This window comes from Marivirga sp., from assembly GCF_051117495.1.
Classification (GTDB): domain Bacteria; phylum Bacteroidota; class Bacteroidia; order Cytophagales; family Cyclobacteriaceae; genus Marivirga.
Genome location: NZ_JBNPEF010000010.1, coordinates 35,931 through 57,880 on the forward strand (window position 1 = coordinate 35,931; position 21,950 = coordinate 57,880).

General features: G+C 35.7%; 13 protein-coding genes. 7 read left to right on the forward strand and 6 right to left on the reverse strand.

Translation table 11 applies throughout. The features are described from left to right. Positions 1–691 precede the first annotated feature (691 nt). The 3 genes from ACFE0M_RS06225 to ACFE0M_RS06235 are packed head-to-tail and all read right to left on the reverse strand — an operon-like array spanning position 692 to position 9,548. Positions 692–1,132 carry a hypothetical protein gene (locus ACFE0M_RS06225; RefSeq protein WP_434544885.1) on the reverse strand — a complete coding sequence of 147 codons (441 nt, stop codon included), beginning with the start codon at positions 1,130–1,132 and terminating at the stop codon, positions 692–694. A 5-nt stretch (positions 1,133–1,137) separates the two neighbouring features. Beyond that, on the reverse strand, positions 1,138–8,841 hold the full coding sequence (locus ACFE0M_RS06230; RefSeq protein WP_434544886.1) for a T9SS type A sorting domain-containing protein: 7,704 nt from the start codon (positions 8,839–8,841) through the stop codon (positions 1,138–1,140). Positions 8,842–8,861: 20 nt separating this feature from the next. Beyond that, positions 8,862–9,548, reverse strand: a complete 687-nt coding sequence (locus tag ACFE0M_RS06235; protein ID WP_434544887.1) for an outer membrane beta-barrel protein — start codon at positions 9,546–9,548, stop codon at positions 8,862–8,864. A gap of 1,528 nt (positions 9,549–11,076) precedes the next feature. Between ACFE0M_RS06235 and ACFE0M_RS06240 the strand changes: the two genes are divergently transcribed. From ACFE0M_RS06240 to ACFE0M_RS06255, 4 genes are all read left to right on the forward strand, one after another. Beyond that, entirely contained in the window at positions 11,077–11,598 is a 522-nt protein-coding gene (locus ACFE0M_RS06240) for a transposase (protein WP_434544888.1), read from the forward strand. Between the two features lie 547 nt (positions 11,599–12,145). Beyond that, the gene (locus ACFE0M_RS06245) at positions 12,146–12,667 is read left to right on the forward strand and encodes a transposase (RefSeq protein WP_434544888.1); all 522 of its coding nucleotides are present in this window, start codon (positions 12,146–12,148) and stop codon (positions 12,665–12,667) included. A 262-nt stretch (positions 12,668–12,929) separates the two neighbouring features. After that, positions 12,930–16,034 carry a WD40/YVTN/BNR-like repeat-containing protein gene (locus ACFE0M_RS06250; RefSeq protein ID WP_434544889.1) on the forward strand — a complete coding sequence of 1,035 codons (3,105 nt, stop codon included), beginning with the start codon at positions 12,930–12,932 and terminating at the stop codon, positions 16,032–16,034. Between the two features lie 126 nt (positions 16,035–16,160). Further along, the gene (locus ACFE0M_RS06255) at positions 16,161–17,618 is read left to right on the forward strand and encodes a hypothetical protein (protein ID WP_434544890.1); all 1,458 of its coding nucleotides are present in this window, start codon (positions 16,161–16,163) and stop codon (positions 17,616–17,618) included. Between the two features lie 52 nt (positions 17,619–17,670). On the opposite strand, the gene ACFE0M_RS06260 is transcribed toward ACFE0M_RS06255, so the two are convergent. The 3 genes from ACFE0M_RS06260 to ACFE0M_RS06270 form a co-directional block, all read right to left on the reverse strand. Continuing rightward, a complete protein-coding gene (locus tag ACFE0M_RS06260) occupies positions 17,671–18,480 on the reverse strand; it encodes a hypothetical protein (protein WP_434544891.1) in 810 nt (269 codons plus the stop codon). 158 nt (positions 18,481–18,638) lie between these two features. Continuing rightward, entirely contained in the window at positions 18,639–19,247 is a 609-nt protein-coding gene (gene recR, locus ACFE0M_RS06265) for a recombination mediator RecR (RefSeq protein ID WP_434544892.1), read from the reverse strand. A 1-nt stretch (position 19,248) separates the two neighbouring features. Continuing rightward, positions 19,249–19,545, reverse strand: a complete 297-nt coding sequence (locus ACFE0M_RS06270) for an ATP-dependent Clp protease adaptor ClpS (RefSeq protein WP_434544893.1) — start codon at positions 19,543–19,545, stop codon at positions 19,249–19,251. Positions 19,546–19,734: 189 nt separating this feature from the next. On the opposite strand from ACFE0M_RS06270, the gene ACFE0M_RS06275 reads away from it, so the two are divergent. The 3 genes from ACFE0M_RS06275 to ACFE0M_RS06285 are packed head-to-tail and all read left to right on the forward strand — an operon-like array spanning position 19,735 to position 21,865. Then, positions 19,735–21,189 carry a sodium:solute symporter gene (locus ACFE0M_RS06275; protein ID WP_434544894.1) on the forward strand — a complete coding sequence of 485 codons (1,455 nt, stop codon included), beginning with the start codon at positions 19,735–19,737 and terminating at the stop codon, positions 21,187–21,189. Between the two features lie 39 nt (positions 21,190–21,228). Next, a complete protein-coding gene (locus ACFE0M_RS06280; RefSeq protein WP_434544895.1) occupies positions 21,229–21,474 on the forward strand; it encodes a ribbon-helix-helix protein, CopG family in 246 nt (81 codons plus the stop codon). Beyond that, positions 21,455–21,865 carry a type II toxin-antitoxin system VapC family toxin gene (locus ACFE0M_RS06285; RefSeq protein WP_434544896.1) on the forward strand — a complete coding sequence of 137 codons (411 nt, stop codon included), beginning with the start codon at positions 21,455–21,457 and terminating at the stop codon, positions 21,863–21,865. The genes ACFE0M_RS06280 and ACFE0M_RS06285 overlap by 20 nt, the downstream gene beginning before the upstream one ends. Positions 21,866–21,950: the final 85 nt, after the last annotated feature.

Consider the following 21,950-nt stretch of genomic DNA (forward strand, 5'->3'; position numbering starts at 1 on the left):
AAACCGTCTAATCGCTATTCTGCGATAATGCCAGATTCATTTATCGGTCAGACGGTTCTAACCGTCAGACCGAAGCATAGAACCACTTTAATCCGGTCTGACTATCGTCTGACCTATTGTGTCAATTTTATTGGCCACTATGGCTTTTACTTTTTTTATGTTCTCAGGGCTTCCCAAGGAAGTAACTCCAAATTTTAATACTTTCATTTTTTTATTTTGATTATTGGTTTAATAAAATCAAGTTTTCCAAGGTGCAATGCGGTTTGACGGTTAAAACCGTCTAATCGCTATTCTGCGATAATGCCAGATTCATTTATCGGTCAGACGGTTCTAACCGTCAGACCGAAGCATAGAACCACTTTAATCCGGTCTGACTATCGTCTGACCTATTGTGTCAATTAATTGGAATTTACGGCAAAATATGCCTTATGGCGATATGAAAATATTAACCCCGCAATGGGGTTGTAATAGTTGTGGTAGTAAAAATAAAAGAAGTCATAATCATTCCATTATGCAATTGGGCAATTGCATTTTCATGGAACTGATATGTTTGATTTATCGACTTCATTTTAACTTTGATGAAGCAAGCTTATTAATTTAAAATGAAGAATCAAAATTTGTTACTCAAAATTCATAAAAAACCCTGACAAGCAATGCCTGTCAGGGTTTTGATAATTAAATATTTAATCTTTTAATCAAAAATATTTGTAGTTCCGTATTGCGACCCATCATTGATTTTATTCATTAAGTATCTTATCTCAACTTCACCAATTAATGGGCTTGAGAGATTATGAATAAAATGTCCTTTTGAGTAAGTCAACAATTCAATTTGGAGTTCAATAGTTTGTGCTCCTTCTCCTTCACCAGTTAAGGTAAGAGTAGTTTCAGAAGTACTCCAAGTACCAACCGTCAATACACCATTGTTATCTTCGTAAACAAAGTTTCCATCTCTTTCAATTACTAATTTTGTGATAAGATTTGGAGAGTCAGATTGACCAGATACATAAGCATCTACAACATCCCATTCTCCTACAACTTTACTTGAATTAGGTGTCACTGCTTCTGGCTCGGCACAGGAGATAGCCAAACTGGCTATCCCTATGAACATCATATAATTTAATAATCTTTTCATGATTCTTATTTTTTAATGATTCTTACATTTTGAGTTAAACCGTCATGACGGATTTGAACATTGTAGATGCCTTCTTCAAGGTTTGCAATGTCCATAGCATGTTCAGCCTCAAAGCCTGATTTCTCGAAGCTTGACTGCATCATCACCTGACCTGTCATTGAAGTAATTGTTACCTCGTGTTTACCCATATACTGGCTATTCACATTTAAAGTAACATCAGCTTGTGCCGGGTTAGGATAAGATACTACTTTCATAGCCATCGCATCTTCGTTACCCAATACTTTACCTGCAATATCTGCAGAGCTAGCAGTGATAACACATCCACTTTCATACTCTACTTCAATTGAATATTCAGCAGCATCAGAAATTGTTAAAGATGAACCATTTGCACTATTTAATAGCACATCATTTCTATACCATCTGATATCAGCCACTCCTGTTTGAGAGTAGCTAGCCGTTAATGTAGATCCTTGAACCTCTAAAGAGATAGTTCTTATATCAGCATTAACAGTTGCTGAAGGATCCATATTAGAACAACCAGTTCCGTCTGCATACATTACTTCAACATAGAATGGAATACCATTCTCAGTTAATACATCTGTGAATATTGATCCAGTTTGACCGTCTTCAAGAGTAATAGGGTTACCAGAAACTTCTCCAGTTTCACCATTATACAATTGATAAGTCATTGCATCATTATTATCATTTGTGATTTCAAACTCTGCAGCTGCACCTCCACAAGATATATTTACTTGTGTAAAATCACCAAAATTAGGATTAGGAAGTACTGGCTCATCTACAACATCCAACACTATAGGATTTGAAAGTGCAGACTGACATACATCAGCACTGTTTGAAACAGAAACAGTATAGCTACCAGAAGTAGAAACTTCAATTACATTAGAATTCGCAAATCCATTTGTAGTTGAGTTTATGACAGCACTACCTTTTCTCCAACTATAGTAATCAAAACCTTCCGGTGCTGTTAAGGTGACAGTTCCTTCTCCTTCGCAGAAGCTCAATGCGCCATCAGCTGTTAGAGTTGGAGCATCAGGAGTTTCTAACACATTAAAAGTAACTTCATCCGTAGTGAATACACAGTCGCCAAATTCACCTCTAATTTCAGCAAAATAAACTCCGCTTTCCGTTATATAAGGATAAGATACTGATGGCACAGTTGTTCCGATTGCAGGCTCAAACACAACACCATCCTTAAACCATGTAACATTGGCACCGGTACCAATCCAGCTACCATTAGCATTAACTATTCTGATAGCTCTTTCGTCTGACTCGCAAACATCAAGCTCCTCATTAGAGGCTACTACAGACCAACCGGAATATCCAGCATTTGCAATCTCAATACTATAATCTTCACTTGACGGTATGTTTACAACTACAGGATCAGAAAAATTACTTAATCCGCAAGAGTTACTTAAATCAGAGTTTGAAACTCTTAATTGGTAAGTACCAGCATTATCAACTGTAATTACTCTTGAATTACTAGCTAACTGATTAGTATTTTCTTCCCATACATAGTTCGCAAATCCTTCAGGACCAGACAATGTAACCGTATTTTCTGGATCACATGAATTTAGATCACCCTCAACAGTTATTACTGGTTGATCAGGACGAACTGCAACATTTACTGTAATACTTTCGGTAGTGTAGATACAGTTACCGTCAGTAATTCTAGCAAAGTAATCACCGCTTTTATTAAATGTAAACAATGTAGCACTTGATCCTACAGGCGTTTGTAAGTCATCTCTAAACCACTCTATTTCTGCAGCAGCTGCATCTTGTCGATCACCGTTATTATCATAATAAGAAGCTCTTAATGTAAGAGAAGTATTTGAACAAAGATCAACGACAGTCTCTGCTTGCACCATTGTAGGGGCTCCCAGATTACTCATGAATAAAGCATAATTAGGTTGAACATCTAAAACCTTCTCCACTGTAGAAGTGATAGTGTTACAAGTCTCACCACTAGAAGAAGCAGAAGTCACTTGTAAGCTTAATCTCACTTCATCCGTTAACTCACCTAAATTGATTTCATTCTCCATTAATTCAGGATCATATGTTAAAGGATCACCGATAGCCTCACCAGTAAGTGCATCCACTATTTGATAAGTAAAGTAATCATTTGGAGAAACAATAGTAGCCATAACATCTTGTACATCACATAACTGTTGTGCTTCTAAATTGAAGTCTGCATTTATATCAATAGGCGCTACTACTTCAACTTGAACTTCATTGAAGGAACCAGTCACTTCGTAATCCTGATCTATTCCTTCAAAAGTATCATCGTCCGCTACTAGCCTAAATCTTAGCTGCTTATTACTATCGCCATCATCAAATAAACTAGATGGTAATTGTACCGCAACAGATCCTGAACCTTCCGTTACATCAAACTCGTAGCCTTCCAGAGAAACTGCTCCAAAGATATCAATTTGAATACTATTCAATGTCCAGACATCCTCTCCTTCAGCAGGATCATTGTTCTGTTCTATCCAAATTCTAGTATTAGAGGTAAGCTCATTGGCATTCAAAGTGAAGGTTTCAACTCCTCCTGAACTAATACTGCCAGCAAATCTAAATGATGAAAAAGTGTCAATATAAACCTCCAAATCTTCATTTAGAGAGGATAAGGTCGATACATCTATTGTTACTTCACCAGCAGTACCGCCGCTAATATCAAAATAATCAGTTATCACTCTTCTTTGAAAAGAATTATCTTGGGTGAACTCAACTGGATAGCTTCCTGTAGTTAAACTGTTTTGACCTCTAAAAAATCCAAGCTCGTTGGCGGCAACATTAATTACATCTGATCTTAAATCTGCTCCATCACCGTATTCAACCATTACCTTATTATCCGCACCAAACTTACCTCTGATATCATAGTTCAAGGTAACTTCATCACTTAAACAAGCTTCGTCAGAATCTATAGAAGTAATCTGAATTGATTGAGGACTAATACCTGGTACGAATCCATTTGCATTAGCGCTTACAAAGTCAATCTGAGCAGCACCTGCTTCAGAAATCGTCATGTTGTCTATCAAAACTGTAAATCTACTTTCTTCTTGTCTGAATCTGAACCTTGTTGAAGCTGTTAAAATATCTCCATCCAATACATAATTTCTAGAAATCATGTTTGGTATCAGACCATCCTGATCACCTTCAGTAAGGAATGTCTCCAACTCAGTATAAGTTGCACCACCATCTGTTGAGTATTCAAAAACCATTTGCTGATCTTCTAAAACGTCATTAACATCAATCTGATTTCCATTATCATTAACAGTTAGATTGAAACTTAACCTAGCTGAATTTTCAGCTACCAAATCTAAATCAGTAGTGGTTAACACTCTTCTACCAGATACGTCATCTAATTCAGCAGCAGGTGTTCCTCCAGGCAAATTATTTTCATCTTCTAGCGCAACCTCTTCATTTAGCCAGCTTTGAGCATCATCCAAATCTATTCCTGAATTTTCCAATGTTTCGCCTATAGTTCCTAAAGGACCACCAACACTAGCTTCTACTACAAAATCAACAGTTCCATTTACAAATGGAGGCATATCAACAGTAAAGCTTCCAGTTAAAGACTCATCTACTGCTAGTAACCATCTTTCGTCAAATGTGTCGTTGTCACTGTCATATAACAAAATTAGGTTATACTGTAAATCAGCGATTGATTCAGAAGTTACATCATTTTCAAATGCATAGTCTATGGTTACTTCATTACCAGCATAATACACTTCATTAGCATTACCGCTGAATGTTGTATTTAATACCTGGTTAAATACTTCTAAGCTATTGCCAGTATTCGCGTTCTCGAAAATGGTATATTCTTCTCCATTTATCTCTACAACAGCCGTTACATTTACTTGCTTTGCGCCATTGCTTACAAAAATTGGAACAGTAGCCTCTCCAACACCTAAAGTAGAAGCTGTAGCAATTACTACATTCTCGCCAGTTTCCGGATCTTCTACATCTAAAGAGAAAGTAAATTCAGTACCAGCAGGGAAAAGTTCAGCAGTAGTAGCATCTAAGCCATCTCTGAAATCAAAAGAATAACCGAAAGATTCACCATTGAAAACTGCATCTTGTAAATCAGTTTGCATCCAGGTATAATCGTCTAATGAAGGGTCATTAATATCGATATCAGAAAACTCGTTATCAAAGGCTTCATAAACATTTTCGTTTAAGACGTTACCACCATTAAGTTCAATTTCGATATTTTCCACTTCCCAAACTTGTTTACCATCTCCTAAGTTTAAAGGCTGGGACCATCTGAAATGAGTTGCTTCAGTCAAGAATTCTGACGGAATTTCAATACCAAAGTCATATTCGTCATCTTCATATAACAAACCTTCATCGTACATAGACATTTCACCGGGAGCTAAATCCTCCACATTAATGGTTTGGAAAGTAGCCCCTCCATCGATCGATACTTCTAATCTCGGTACCACATTTTTATTAGCCGTAATTTCAAAATCATCATCTAAATAATAGTCGAAGCTAATAGTGGCAGACTCTGCATTTGAAAGGTCAAAAGCTCTGGTCAAGATTTCTCTATCTCCAGCAAGAGACATTTCGAAATAATCTTCATCTGTATCACTATCTCCTGTATTGATTAAGAAATCCTCTTCCATATTTGCCTCAATCGTCTGACCTACAGTATACATATCGCCAGCTGTTGCAGGTAGATAAGGGTAGATGAATAAATCGTAATCGTCATTTGGATTATCTTCATCTAAAGGCAACACAACTGGCATATTAAATGTAATTGAACCTGCACCTTGCTCAGCACTTGATCCTGCCACATAGTATGCATTACCTTGCTCTATCACAGCGGCAAACTCAGTTCCAGCAGGAAATCCGATTGCATTATAAGTAACTGTGTATTCCTGTCCGATATAAGACGGATCTGGATTAAAACTATCATCAACCGACAATGTAGGGAAAACAATATTGAATTCTTCCTCTGCTTCTAAGCCATTTAATGGCTCTGGTGATGTAAGTTCAGCATAATATGCTTGAATTACATTTTCTTCAAAACCCCATTCCCCGGTTTGATTAGTTATAATTCTTAAGGAAGTATTTTCACTCCAAAGGTTGTTTGGAATTTCAACTTGGTTAAATTCGTAAAATGTACTTGGGAAACTCATTGTTAACTCATCAATATCTTCCCATGTAGTACCTCCATCGATTGACCCTTGTAATAAGACATCTTGGCTTGTAAAATTATCCCAATTATCCAGATCCCACTCAATGTCAATCGTACCACCATAAGGAATTGATTGTGGTGCTATGTTTATAGCACGTACTCCACCAGAAGTCAGAGCTTCAGTATCATTATTAAAGGTCGTATTTCCTTCAAAAGTTATGATACTGTTATCAGCCTCATTAGAACCTCCGAAAGATTCTGTAAAAACAGTTTGATCAAAAGGGCTGGTCGAGAAAACACCCGAATTTCCAAAAGATAACTGAAGATTCGCAGGATCTGTATAAGCAAAATTTGTAGGTAAAGTACCCGTAATGGTGCCGTTGATGGTGTTTGAAGCGGTTATCATCACAAATCTTTCGTCAGCATTGACAAAATCATCATCTTCAACAGAGAGCATAATTTCAGCTGCACTTCCTGCATCACCCAATACACTATATTCTACTGTGATTCCAGAGCCAGGAGTTCCAAACTCTTCTCCTCCGACTAAAACAGGATTGTCAAATGTGATGCTGGTAATTTGCAACTCATTATTATAGATAGATAATGTTTGAGAACCATAATCCACACCATTTTGGCTAACTAAATGAACGTCATAGTCACCTCCTGGCAATGGTGGTACAGTAAAATCAATTGAAGCCGAAGTAACATCATCTACACTACCAATAATAATATCCGTTTCGATATCAAGGCCATCGTCCTCACGGTCTAAAATTAATGAAGCAGAAGTATTTGCTGGAAACTCGCCTTCATCAATAGTATAAGTAAAGCTGTAGTCCTCCATCGGGTAAGCAAGACCATCGGCACCTATTTCAATGATATCAATTGTTATGGCTGGTGCAGGTAGAGTAAATGCTCTGAAGCCCCAGTTAACAGTAGAATTAGGAATTATGTTGGTTTCGTTAAGAATACTAATATCACCTACTACCCAAGCATCAAGTTCCTCCCCACTATTACTTTCTTGTCTAATTCTAAATTGAGTTGAATTAGAAACTACACCAGCAGGCCATACATCTAACTCCACAGTTAAGAAATCTAAATTACCAGAAGTAACTCTAGGCAAAGAATTAATTTCTACTGATGTTAACTCCTCAAATGAAGTACCATCAGTCGTATATTCTATAATAATGTCAGTATTAGGAGGACTAATTCTATCATTATCTCTTGCTAAGTCTATGCTCAATAAACCATTAACGCTAGAAATACTGTATTCACGAGTTAAAATAGATCTTTCACCTGCCTGATCAAAAGTCAATCCCGTTGAAAGTTCTTTTGTTGAGGTGCTTGTGAAGTCAGCAGGAACTGGAGTATTTCCAGTAAAATCAACTCCGTCAATCAGGCCAATTAAAGGCTCAGAACCTTCATAGGCCTGAATTTTGAAATCCCAACCATTTAAATCAGTAAAGTATTCTATATTAGTAGGAATTGTTCCATTGATATTAATTTCTTTAGTACCGTTATCTTTTACTGGCGTAGTTTGTCCATCCAATAAGTATTCTTCACCTGTATCATTATTTACGATTGAAGCTACAAAAGATAAATCCGTTAATTCTACATTTTGCAAGTCAGCTACTAACGTAACTTCATCACCTGGATAGAAATCCGTTTCAGAGGCATCTGTCTCATCCAAGGCATCAGTGATTGAAATGAAAGGAATATTAATGGCTTGTCCTAGATCATACCCTAATCCTGGTGGGTTTATCAAGGTATATTCATCCCCAATAGTCACATCTAAATCATCTAAATACCAAGTCTCACCTGTCCCATAATTTACATTGCCTGCTTGTCTTATTCTGATACTTGTGTTAGCAGTTTTTGCTCCTGGAGGCAATTCAAAGGTATAAGTTCCACCATTCAAAAACTCAGTATCAGAATTAATATCTTCTAAAACTGTCCCTGCTGTTGCAAAACCATCAGTTGAGTACAAAACTTCAACAGGATTGGCTGCATCTACTGCTACGAAAGTAAAAAGAGTTACATCTACTCTTACTGGTGCTGTTACATTGAAATCATAGGCTACAGTTGTTGCTTGACGTAAACTATTTCTACTAAATAAATAGAAATAGTCAGTAGAATTACTTCCGAAAACAGTAAGTTCATTATTAGTAACTTGAAAATTATCAGTATCCGCCAAGAAGGTATCACCTGAAAAACCTCCAAAACGTAAACGAGTTACATTTTCAGGCCAATCAAATGTGATGGTTTCCACAGCATCTGCTTCTTGAGAGGTACCAAAAACTGTTTCATCTTCATCAATTCTATTATTAGTGTTGACATCATCCCATAAGATAAATGTTGTTCCTGCAGGCCAGTCGTTATTGGCATCATAAGTAAATTCAGCCTCTTCTCCTGCATATGCAGGTTGACCCGCATTAAATGACCCTGGGTCAGTAAATGTCTGCGCACTCACCCCAAACGCAAAAAAGCCTACGAGCATCGTAAGCATCAGTGCTTTGAGGTAGCGTGTTTTTTGTAGTATTATATTTTCCATTGTATTTATCTATTTTAGTTTTAAAATGTTAAAAATCTAAATCCAATTTTAAGCGCATTAGTAGTATTCAAGAATCCAAAGCTTCTGCTTGTTGGAGCTTGGAAACTTTCTCCATCTAAGAATACCTCAACATTGTTTTGCCTTACATATTGAAAACCTATTTCACCTCCAACATAAAAACGCTCTCCAAAGAAATACTCAGCACCTATAGAAAGCCTACCACCAAATTGCGTGTAGCCTCTATTTGGCAAACTATTGGTTGGATCGTAAAAGCTTGGATCAAAATTTGCACCCAATACAGTAGGGCCAGTACTTGATTTTCGACTTGCAATTCTTTGTCCGATCATTAAATCGGCAGCCGCATAAGAACGAAATGAACCTTCATTAACAAAATGATATTCAAAGCCCGGCATTAAGTTCCATTCACTATCATTTATCACCACATCCGGTGTCTGCTGATTATTGTTCAAATTCATTGACATTCCTAAACGAACGGCCATTTCTTCTGTAATAAAATAGCGTGCCCTAAACTCAGAAAAGTTCAATAAGCTACTCCCGTCAAAGGGAGTTCCAGTTACCTCAAAGAGGAGATCTCCTGCCCCAGCCATTCCTCCCGAACTACCTTCTTCTTCAGAACTTTCATCCTGAGCGAAAATAGGACACGAAAGCAATAGCAATGCAGATAAAAGCATCAATTGTTTTCTCATAGTCATTGTTTTAATTTAATTAAACATTTGTTTTTATTATTATTTTTGAATGATTTTGCACTAAATTAATAAATATTTCAACTAACACAATTTTTTTTATCGAAAATAGTTGCAAATACCTATATATAGGTATAACAATATTACATTTCACCATCCTATACTTTTGTATATCAGCAAATTACAATATTTAAGTCCCTCATTATTAATTTATTATTAATCGATACCTAAGTAATATTTATATTATACTATTTTATATAAACAGATAGTCGTGAAAAAATCTAATAAATACATGACCGATAATTGAACGTAAGCATAAGTGGATAAACTTAATTATCTGAATTTCCGAGATTGCTTTTAGAGTTTCCAAATACTATTCTACTACAGTTAAATGGTTCTACTTTCTGTTCTCCTAGGTAGTTTTAATGTTTTATTATAATGATCTTGAGGCGATTTTTAGTTAATTTGTGGTATCACAGTGGGTACATGTAAGCATAAAATTGTCAATTTTTGTGTTCCAATTCTTTTTATTCCTTCATACTTTTTCCATTGATAAAAAAGTATGCAATGCCATAGGCATCACTATGTGGAAAATCTAGGTAAAATGATGCTACGACCCGCAAATGCCAACACCGGCTCGCCATTTTACCCTCCATCCCACTTTTTTGCCCTAAGCGAAATTTGAGGAGTTAGCCTTTAATTTTTGAATTATTAAACTTCAATAAAACCCCCATTTTACCGAGGATAGAATAATCTAACTGAATGGTATTGAAAGCATTCTCGACTTATCTGCTATGAATTTTCTGTAATGCATTTGTGGAGACACAAATGCGGGCAGAAGGGCAAATTGTGGGAACTTTTCTGTTTTAGGCAGGCGCTAATAAAAACAAATAAAGCCCCAAGATTGTATTCAACTTAGCTACCAAATATAGAATAAGGCAAAATACCTGAAAAGACAGACACTAATAAACAATTGCCATGCCTACGATTGTGTCTCCACAATCGATACCGAAGATAGAATGATATAACTCAATAGTATGGACAGCATTCTCGACTTATCTGCTTTGAATTCAATGTATTGCATTCGTGGAGACACAAATGCGGGCAGAAGGGCAAATTGTGGGAACTTTTCTGTTTTAGGCAGGCGCTAATGTAAACAATTAATAAGCCTCAAGATTGTATTCAACTTAGCTACCAAAGATAGAATAAGGCAAAATACCTGAAAAGACAGACACTAATAAACAATTGCCATGCCCACGATTGTGTCTCCACAATCGATACCGAAGATAGAATGATATAACTCAATAGTTTGGAAAGCATTCTCGACTTATCTGCTATGAATTCACTGTATTGCATTTGTGGAGACACAAATGCGGGCGAAGGGATCAATGGGGACACAAATGTAGGCAACACACTATTTTGTAAAAACTTATTAGCTCAGAAAGGTACCAAATCAAGGAGATGTATGATTTTTTTCTTATCTAACAGCATTATTATTAGCTTTATCATTTTGTTGAATACTACATATCTTATGAAACTCAACAATTTATATTTCTACACTGCAACAATAAAAAATTGGCTTCCCATTTTACAGAATGACCAACTAAAGGATATCATTATTGATAGTCTTAGGTACTTGAAAAATAATGATAAAATTAAAATTTATGGCTTTGTAATTATGCCCAATCATATTCATTTAATATGGGAATTAATCAGCATGAATGGTAAAGAAATGCCGCATACTAGTTTTATGAAGTTTACAGGACATAAGATTACAAAATATTTACAAGTCTATAATTCTGGCTATTTGAATAAGATTAAAGTTAATTTTAACGACAGAAATTATAATCTACGGAAAGAAGAACCAATGGCAAAAGAACTTTACAGTCCAAATGTAATATTCCAGAAACTTGACTATATTCATAATAAACCTGTAAAAGGTAAATGGATGTTAGCAGAAAGTCCTTTAGAATACAAATACACATCTGCTAGATTTTATGAGAATGGCATAGATGAATTTGATGTTTTGAATCATATTGGTGAAGTCATTTAATTTACATAACACAAACAGCAACTTTATTTACAAAGCATTTGTGGAGACACAAATGCGGGCGGAGGGATATGTGGAGAGACAAATGCGGGCGGAGGGATATGTGGAGAGACAAATGCAGACGGAAGCGGGCAAATTGTGGAAACTTTTCTGTTTTAGGCAGGCGCTAATGTAAACAATTAATAAGCCTCAAGATTGTATTCAACTTAGCTACCAAATATAGAATAAGGCAAAATACCTGAAAAGACAGACACTAATAAACAATTGCCATGCCTACGATTCTGTCTCCACAATCGTTACCGAGGATAGAATAATATAACTCAATAGTTTGGAAAGCATTCTCGACTTATCTGCTTTGAATTCACTGTATTGCATTTGTGGAGACACAAATGCGGGCGAAGGGATCAATGGGGACACAAATGCAGGCAACACACTATTTTGTAAAAACTTATTAGCTCAGAAAGGTACCAAATCAAGGAGATGTATGATTTTTTTCTTATCTAACAGCATTATTATTAGCTTTATCATTTTGTTGAATACTACATATCTTATGAAACTCAACAATTTATATTTCTACACTGCAACAATAAAAAATTGGCTTCCCATTTTACAGAATGACCAACTAAAGGATATCATTATTGATAGTCTTAGGTACTTGAAAAATAATGATAAAATTAAAATTTATGGCTTTGTAATTATGCCCAATCATATTCATTTAATATGGGAATTAATCAGCATGAATGGTAAAGAAATGCCGCATACTAGTTTTATGAAGTTTACAGGACATAAGATTACAAAATATTTACAAGTCTATAATTCTGGCTATTTGAATAAGATTAAAGTTAATTTTAACGACAGAAATTATAATCTACGGAAAGAAGAACCAATGGCAAAAGAACTTTACAGTCCAAATGTAATATTCCAGAAACTTGACTATATTCATAATAAACCTGTAAAAGGTAAATGGATGTTAGCAGAAAGTCCTTTAGAATACAAATACACATCTGCTAGATTTTATGAGAATGGCATAGATGAATTTGATGTTTTGAATCATATTGGTGAAGTCATTTAATTTACATAACACAAACAGCAACTTTATTTACAAAGCATTTGTGGAGACACAAATGCGGGCGGAGGGAAATGCGGGCGAAGGGACCATTTTTATAAAGGTTTATCTATTTAGTCTAGGATAATTCAAGAACATAAATATAAACTTGACAAAGTAAGGAGAATTTGAAATTTCAATAAATTCGAGATATCGCTACCATTCATAAAAATATTTTCGGATTTAGAATAAAGCATTGGTATATTCCAACATAAAATCAAATACTATTATGAAAAGACTTTACTATTTAATTCTAGCTATTTTCTTAATGCTTCCTTATGGTATGGAAGCCCAAAAAAGAAAAGCTCAGGACACAAAATCCTATGAAGAGAAATATTTTGACGCCTTAGAATGGAGAGGCATTGGCCCCTTTCGAGGCGGAAGGTCTGCAGCCGTTACGGGAGTTGTTGGTCAACCAAACCTTTATTATATGGGCGCAACCGGTGGCGGGGTTTGGCGCACCAAAGACGGAGGAAGCACTTGGGAAAGTATCTCAGACGGTCATTTTGGAGGATCAATTGGAGCAGTAGCTGTTGCGGAAAGTGATCCAAACGTGATCTATGTTGGGGGTGGTGAAAAAACCCTTCGTGGAAATATGTCTTACGGATATGGAATGTACAAGTCTGTGGATGCCGGAAAAAACTGGGAGCACATTGGCCTAGACAACAGTCGCCACATTAGCAGAATCAGAATTCACCCTCAAAATCCGGATATTTTATATGTAGCCGTAATGGGTGATATTTTTAAAGACTCAGAAGAAAGAGGTGTTTATAAATCAATAGATGGTGGTAAAACTTGGCAAAGAAAATTATTTGTAAATAATAGAGCTGGTGCGGTGGATTTAATTCTAGATCCTAACAACCCAAGAATCATGTACGCCTCCACCTGGAATGTGCGTAGAACACCTTCAAATTTTTCCAGTGGAGGACCCGGTTCCGATATTTGGAAATCAACAGATAGCGGGGAGACTTGGAAAAAATTATCCGAAAATAAAGGATTACCAAAAGGAATTTGGGGAATTTCAGGCATAACCGTTTCAACAAAAAACTCTAACCGTTTATGGGCGATTATTGAAAATGAAAACGGGGGTGTTTTCCGTTCTGACGATGCAGGTGAAACCTGGCAAAAAACCAATGATGATAGATCATTAAGACAAAGGGCTTGGTACTACACTAGAATTTATGCAGACACTCAAGATGAAGACATGGTTTATGTAGTGAATGTAAGTTACCATAAATCAAAAGATGGTGGTAAAACTTTCACTTCTCACAGAGCCCCACATGGTGATCATCATGATTTATGGATTGATCCCAATGATAACCAAAGAATGATTATAGCGGATGACGGTGGAGCTCAAATAAGTTTTGATGGTGGGGAGAATTGGAGTACTTATATGAACCAAAACACTGCCCAATTCTATCGAGTGACCACTGACAATCACTTCCCTTTCAGAATTTATGGTGCTCAGCAGGATAATTCTACCGTAAGAATAGCCCATAGAACTACAGGTTCGGTGATTGGAGAACAAGATTGGGAATCGACAGCTGGTGGTGAAAGTGCCCATTTGGCGATCAATGAAAAAGATAATGATGTGGTTTATGGCGGAAGTTATGATGGCTTTTTAACTAGATACAATCATAATTCCGAGGAAATCAGAGCTATTAATGTTTGGCCAGATAATCCGATGGGGCATGGTGCAGAGGAAATGAAATATCGCTTTCAGTGGAATTTCCCGATTTTCACTTCTCCTCACGACCCTAATAAATTATATACTGCATCCAACCATTTGCACGTAACCACGAATGAAGGTCATAAATGGGAAACTATTAGTCCTGATTTAACCAGAAATGACCCTAGTAAATTAGGCCCTTCAGGTGGCCCCATTACAAAAGACAATACTAGTGTGGAATATTATTGTACAATATTCGCTGCCATAGAATCTCCTTATGAAGAAGGTTTATTATGGACTGGTTCTGATGATGGTTTGGTTCATGTAAGCAAAGATGGTGGTGAAAACTGGGAGAATGTTACACCTAAAAATATGCCTGAGTGGATCATGATCAACAGCATAGAAGCTGACCCATTTACAAAAGGCGGAGCTTACATTGCAGCAACTTCTTACAAAAATGGTGATTACCAACCTTATCTTTATAAAACCAAAGATTATGGTAAAAGCTGGACCAAAATCGTAAATGGCATTCAAAATGATCACTTTACCAGAGTGGTTCGTGCGGATCCTGAAAAACAAGGACTGCTTTATGCGGGAACAGAAACCAAAATGTACATTTCATTTGATGACGGGGCTAGCTGGAAAGAATTCCAACTAAATTTACCGATTGTCCCCATCACTGATTTAACCATTAAAGATAATCATTTAATTGCCGCCACTCAGGGTAGAGGATTTTGGTTGATTGATGACTTAACTGTTTTACATCAATTAAGCGATGAAGTAAAACAAAATGATTTTTATTTATTCCAACCCAAGAAAACATATAGGATTGGTGGCAGAAGTTACGAGTCTAAGACTGCAGGTGAAAACATGCCTTCAGGAGTGATTACTTATTTTCATTTGAAAGATACTAGCTCTGCAGACACGGTTAAAATTCATTTTAGGGAAAAATCGGGTAAAGTAATTTCAACTTTTAGTACTCATCCAGATAAGAAAGCAAAAGAAGAAAAACTGACGGTTGAACCAGGAAGTAATCAGTTAATCTGGAATATGCGATATCCAGATGCGGAAGGTTTTGACGGCATGATTTTATGGTGGTCTTCATTAAGCGGGCCTAAAGCACTGCCGGGAATGTATGATGTTGAACTTTCTATCAATGGCAAAAGCCAGACTCAGGAATTTGAAATTGTGAAAGACCCAAGATCTAGTGCTACGCAAGAGGATTTAAAAGCACAATTTGATTTCCAAAATGGGGTAATAGCCAAACTTTCCGAAACCAATTTAGCCATAAAAGATATCCGAAAAGCGAGAGTACAAATTGAGGATGTCATCAAAAAAGCTGAAGCCGACACCATCAAAAACATGGGGAAAAGCATTTTGGATGAAATGAAGGAAATAGAAGAAGCTTTATACCAAACCAAAAACCGTAGCGGCCAGGATCCTTTAAACTATCCGATTCGATTAAATAATAAATTGGGACATTTAAACAGTTTAATGGGAATGGGGGATAACAGACCCACAGAATCTGCTATTGAATTCAGAAAAGAGGTTACGGCCAGAATAGACAAGCACTTAGATGCTTTAAAAGCAATATTAGAAAATGATGTTACCGCATTTAACGAATTGGTTCAAGCCAATCAGGTAAAAGCAGTGAAATTAGATTAATATCCAACAATCATAAAGAAAAAATGCCGGCCTAAAAACCGGCATTTTTTTATCCATATAATTCATCCAAGTCCATGATTCTCAATTAGCGCATAACATTTAAGTTAATTACCGTTTATTTCGAATATGAAATTTCGGCTAATTATCATTTTTTTTATTATAGGGATCAATTGTTCATTTTCCCAAATCCAAAACCGTGCACATGCTGAAGAGTTATATTCCAAAACCCTTACCCACATCAAAAAAGGGATAGCATATTTGGAAGCCTCTCAACAGAAAGAAAATGATTCTATTTTTAAATTCAAAGGAGAATGGGAAACCCAGATGAGCATGAATTTTTGGTTTCCATTATTAGGCGGAGAAAACAGCTCTTATGATTCAAATTGTTTCTCAGTTGCCACAATTCACAACATTCTAGCCAATATCTATTTAGCATATCCGGAATACAATGAAATTCTGCCCATGCTGGATATGGCTTTTGATAGAATTATGGATTACCAATCCGATGGCAGTTTTAACTTCTGGAATCTTTTGCCAGCAACAAAACCTCATAAATTGTTTGAAAAAGAAACAGATGAGCTAGTAAGAAGACCCAATAACTTCCCTCTTAAAATGAAATTTATGCTTAAAGCGGCCAATGTCACCAATGATGCAGACGATACGGCTGCTGGTTTAATGGCCCTTTATTTAAGTAATAAAATGAAAGGGGATCAAATCCCTGATAGTTTGGATAGCATACACTTAATTTTTGATAGTTATACAGATACCAACCGAAGAAATAGATTGTGGTATAATTTCTGGCAAGGTCAGGGTACGGAAAGCGGTGCATATCTCACTTGGCTGGGAGATGAACATGATTTTGCAAGCGGATGGAATCCTATTCAGGAATTATTTCATCTTTCAACATTTTATCTTCCATTCAGTAAAATGTATCCGCACGCATATCAACCCTATATTCCATACGGAAGCAATGACCTAGACCTAGTGGTAAATGCTAATATTTTGAATGTTTTAAGTGTTTACAATAATCAAAAAAGCATCGCCTCAGAAAATGCTATTGATTTTATTGAAGATAATGTGAAGGATAAAAATTACAATTATGCGGCCACTTATTATCCAAATCAATATCATATACCTTATTATGTATCTAAAGCTTATAAAAATGGAGTTGAAGAATTAGATAAGAGTTGCGCTTTAATTGAATCTTTTATTTTGAAGAAATATTTTGAAGAAAATAAATGGGTTTCAAGAGATATCATTAATAAAGGAGATCAATTACAGTCCACCGTTTTAGCCGTTAATAGCTTGTTGAATATCTCTGGAATTCAATCTGAAAATTCGGAGGAAGCTATCATTTCCGGAATTGAATATATTTTCTCCAATGCCAAAGAAAAAGAAAACAAGATATTTTGGGAAGGAGGAGTATTTTTCTCTGGTGGGACTTTGGTGAGACACGTATTGCATTGGAAGTCGGATGCCGTTACTACAGCTTTGGTTTTGGAAGCATTGATTAGTTTTAGGAGTCAGTTGGAATCAAAATATCCTGATTTAAAAAATTCCGAATCACAAGCCATTCAAAAATAAAAGAGCAACCTGGAATATATCCAAGTTGCTCTTTTACATTATTTATAGATTATCAATTTCTCGATCTAGCATTGGAAGAACTTCTACCTCTCGAACTTCTAGCTTTACTATTTTCTTGAGTAGAATTACCTCTTACCGAACTACTTGGCTTTCTAGCGGCATTATCAACCCGAGAATTAGAATTGCCTCTATTTGATCCTTTATTGACTCTAGCATTAGAATTTTCTCTATTCGCTCCATTATTTATTCTTGGGCTAGAGCTCCTGTTGGCAGAATTCCTATTGACAGAATTCCTATTGACAGAATTTCTAGAGTTAGAACTTCTCATTACATCCTGCCTAGAATTATTATAAGCATAATTAGCTCTTACATTTCTATTGGCAGCGCTATTTTTAGCAGCATAAGTATTATAATTTCTACCACTTCTATAAGCGATGTGATTATGTCCATGATGATGACCATGACCATGACCTCTATGATTACAAACTACTTGATGAGTTCTGTAAAAATTACCGTGATATCCACAATGTGCACTACAGATATGCTGAGCAAGTGGGTAATTATAATAATAATTGATATCCAAAATCATGGCATGTCTGCCAAAAAACAATTCCACAAACTGCCCTCTTCTTTCCAATAATACATTATAAAAAAGATTTCTTCCTCTTCTCTCACGATTGATATGTACAATCTGATGATAAGGATAATAATAATCGATTTCATAAAGCACCGCATTTGGAACTGCCCAGTTATGTGCCGTACCAAAAGAAGCCACAATTTGAAAATTTTGAGATTTTGCAGCATTAGCAAAAAACAATAACCCTAACCCTAAAACGAACGGAAGTAATATGTGCTTCTTCATAACTTTAATTGTTTGGTGTTATGAAGGATTAACCAAGTATTGTGCCAAAAGCAATTTCAACCTCCTAAACTCCTGTTTATCAGGTAGATAAAAAATACTTTATTTTAATTAAAAACCTTAGAATTGAATTGCTTTTAAAGATCGTTAAAGAATGAAGTCTATTCATAAGCTGTCCTGCTCACAATACTTCTACCCAAGGTGATTTCATCGGCATATTCTAACTCGCCACCAATTGGAATACCTCTGGCAATAGTGCTGGTTTTAATTCCTAATGATTTTACTTTTTTACTGATATAGAAAGCTGTGGTGTCACCTTCCATTGTGGGTGAAAGTCCGAAAATAATTTCCTTTACTTCTGAATCAGGGGCAGACACCCTCTCCATCAAACTGTCAATGGTTAAATCTTCCGGACCAATTCCTTCAATGGGGGAAATAATACCACCTAAAACATGATAAAGCCCATTGTATTGGGAAGTATTTTCGATTGCCAAAACATCACGCGTATCCTCTACTAAGCAAATGATGGAGGCATCTCTTTTATGGCTTTTACAAATATTGCAAACCTCCTCATCAGAAATGTTATGGCACTTTTTACAATATTTGATGTTTTGGCGCATTTCCATTAAAGATTGCGCAATTTCAGAAGTGAAATTTTCTTCTTGTTTTAATAAATGAAGGACTAATCTTAGAGCGGTTTTTTTTCCAATACCGGGAAGTTTTGAGAATTCATTTACCGCTGACTCAATTAATTTAGAGGAAAACTCCATATTATTCTATCTCCGCATTAATGCCAGCATCCACAATTCCTTGCCTATAGGGAATTAAATCTACAAAAGAGCCTTTTTTAACTGCGCATTTGCCCTTGTAATGAACTAAAAGTGTACATTGTTCAGCCTGCTCCGGTGTATGCTTACATACTTTTATTAAGGTATTGATCACATGATCAAAAGTATTGACATCGTCATTATAAACAATCAGATCGCTAAGTTCTTCATCAGAGATCGATTCTAAAACCTCTTCTCTTTTGTCTTCTTGATATTGATAATGTATTTTAAAATTGTTCATCACGTTTCAATAACTTTTAAATAAGCCTAATGTTACAATTAAGCACATTTCTAATGCAAATTTACGAAAATTTAACCAACTTCGGATTTATTGAAAACCAATTTTGTAAAATGCATAATAGCTTACCTAAGTTTAATAAATTTACAGCTATTAAAATGCATTGATTTATTTTCATCATAAAATCTTATTATGAGTCCGATTCTGGTCATTTCAGTCATATCCATTTATTTTTTAGTGTTAATGGGTATTTCCTATTTTACTTCTCAACAAAATGATAATCTAACCTTCTTCACTGCCAATAGACAATCCCCATGGTATTTGGTGGCATTCGGGATGATTGGAGCTTCTCTTTCTGGGGTCACCTTCATCAGCGTACCAGGCGAAGTAGGCAATACTGCATTTGCTTATTTTCAAGTGGTATTAGGTTATTTGGTGGGATATCTCGTGATTGCCACTGTTTTACTTCCTCTTTATTATCGGCTTAATCTAATTAGTATTTATACTTATCTGGAACAAAGATTTGGAAAATACTCCTATAAAAGTGGAGCCTTTTTCTTTTTACTTTCTAGAATTGTAGGTTCAGCTTTTAGGCTCTTTTTAGTAGCTGGAGTTCTGCAATTAGCTATTTTCGATGCTTATGGTTGGCCTTTTTCAGTTACGGTGGCTATTACTATTGCTTTAATTTGGCTTTACACATTTCGAGGTGGAATTAAAACCATTGTTTGGACTGATACTCTCCAAACCCTCTTTATGATTTCAGCAGTTGCCATAAGCATTTATTTAATGAAAGATGCTTTGGATATGTCATGGTTACAATTAACCGAGAAAGTATCAGCTTCAGGTTATTCTGAAATATTTGTTTGGGATTGGCAGAGTGGTCAAAATTTCTTCAAACAATTTATCAGCGGTGCTTTTATAGCCATTGTAATGACTGGTTTGGATCAGGATATGATGCAAAAAAACCTCACCTGCCGATCTTTAAAGGATGCTCAAAAAAATATGTTTTGGTTTTGCATAGTATTGGTTATTGTCAATTTTATGTTTCTGAGCATGGGAGCCTTACTCTACATTTATGCAGGGGAAATGAATATCGCCATTCCTGCCAGAACCGATGATTTATATCCACTGCTTGCATTGGAACATTTTCCTTTAATTGCGGGAGTCGTATTTCTTTTGGGCATAATTGCTGCTGCTTATTCAAGTGCTGATTCAGCCCTGACAGCTCTTACCACCTCTTTTTGTGTTGATTTCCTTGGATTAGGTCAAGATGACAAACCTATTTCTAAGAAAATTAGAATTAAGGTTCACTTAGCTTTTTCTGTGATTCTATTTTTAGTCATCATTGCTTTTAAAGCCATAAACGACCAAAGCGTAATCACTGCGGTTTTTAAAGCAGCAGGCTACACATACGGACCAATTTTAGGTCTATTCACTTTTGGTTTGATAACAAAATATCAACTGAAAGATAAATGGGTACCGTTTATTGCCATACTTTCTCCTATCGTTTCTTATATCATTAATGAAAATTCAGAAGCTTGGTTTTACGGCTATAAATTTGGATTTGAAATATTGGTAGTCAATGGATTGCTTACTTTCTTTGGATTATTTTTGATTAAAAAAAGTAAATTGGAACTTGCGGATTAAAAAAATTGTATTACAATTGTAATACTAAATAATTTAGAGATGCTTACTACACGACTAACATCATCAGAAGAAAAGAAACTTGCAGAATACTGCAAGCAGAATGGGCTTTCTAAATCTCAGGTAGTTAAAGAAGCGCTAGCTCAATATCTAACCAAAAAATCGGAGGTTTCTGCCTTTGAATCTGGTCAAGATTTATTTGGAGCAGCTTCAAGCCATGATACTGATCGCTCAACCACTTATAAAAAACGTTTAAAAAAGATGCTAAATGAAAAACATTCTCATTGATGCAGGTCCTTTAATTGCACTTTTTGACCGAAGCGATAAATATCATTTAAAAGCCATTTCTTTTCTAAAAACACTTGAGAGAGGTCTAGTCACTACTTGGCCTGTGATTACTGAAACCTCTCATATGTTGAGTTTCAGTACTAAAGCACAAGCTAATTTCTTAGAATGGATAGAAAGAGGTGGCTTAAAAATATTTGAATTGGAGCATGACAAAATCAGCCGTCTAACAGAGTTAACTAAAAAAAATGATGATGTGCCAATGGATTTAGCAGACGCCAGCTTAATTGTTGCTTCAGAGGTAAAAGGGATTCATCAAATTGCGAGCATAGATTTAGATTTCTATATCTACCGTGATATCAGAAATCGGTACTTAGAGAACATATTTCATTAATCCAACTTTTAAAACAGCCTTAAAACCTGACAGGTTTCGTCTAGAATTTCACCATAAAAAATAAGTTTAATCTCTAATTCTTTTA

Excerpts from the sequence above, each read along its gene's own strand:
- ACFE0M_RS06225 (WP_434544885.1), bottom strand. The coding sequence starts at position 1,132 with ATGAAAAGATTATTAAATTATATGATGTTCATAGGGATAGCCAGTTTG.
- ACFE0M_RS06230 (WP_434544886.1), bottom strand. The coding sequence starts at position 8,841 with ATGGAAAATATAATACTACAAAAAACACGCTACCTCAAAGCACTGATG.
- ACFE0M_RS06235 (WP_434544887.1), bottom strand. The coding sequence starts at position 9,548 with ATGAGAAAACAATTGATGCTTTTATCTGCATTGCTATTGCTTTCGTGT.
- ACFE0M_RS06240 (WP_434544888.1), top strand. The coding sequence starts at position 11,077 with ATGAAACTCAACAATTTATATTTCTACACTGCAACAATAAAAAATTGG.
- ACFE0M_RS06245 (WP_434544888.1), top strand. The coding sequence starts at position 12,146 with ATGAAACTCAACAATTTATATTTCTACACTGCAACAATAAAAAATTGG.
- ACFE0M_RS06250 (WP_434544889.1), top strand. The coding sequence starts at position 12,930 with ATGAAAAGACTTTACTATTTAATTCTAGCTATTTTCTTAATGCTTCCT.
- ACFE0M_RS06255 (WP_434544890.1), top strand. The coding sequence starts at position 16,161 with ATGAAATTTCGGCTAATTATCATTTTTTTTATTATAGGGATCAATTGT.
- ACFE0M_RS06260 (WP_434544891.1), bottom strand. The coding sequence starts at position 18,480 with ATGAAGAAGCACATATTACTTCCGTTCGTTTTAGGGTTAGGGTTATTG.
- recR (WP_434544892.1), bottom strand. The coding sequence starts at position 19,247 with ATGGAGTTTTCCTCTAAATTAATTGAGTCAGCGGTAAATGAATTCTCA.
- ACFE0M_RS06270 (WP_434544893.1), bottom strand. The coding sequence starts at position 19,545 with ATGAACAATTTTAAAATACATTATCAATATCAAGAAGACAAAAGAGAA.
- ACFE0M_RS06275 (WP_434544894.1), top strand. The coding sequence starts at position 19,735 with ATGAGTCCGATTCTGGTCATTTCAGTCATATCCATTTATTTTTTAGTG.
- ACFE0M_RS06280 (WP_434544895.1), top strand. The coding sequence starts at position 21,229 with ATGCTTACTACACGACTAACATCATCAGAAGAAAAGAAACTTGCAGAA.
- ACFE0M_RS06285 (WP_434544896.1), top strand. The coding sequence starts at position 21,455 with ATGAAAAACATTCTCATTGATGCAGGTCCTTTAATTGCACTTTTTGAC.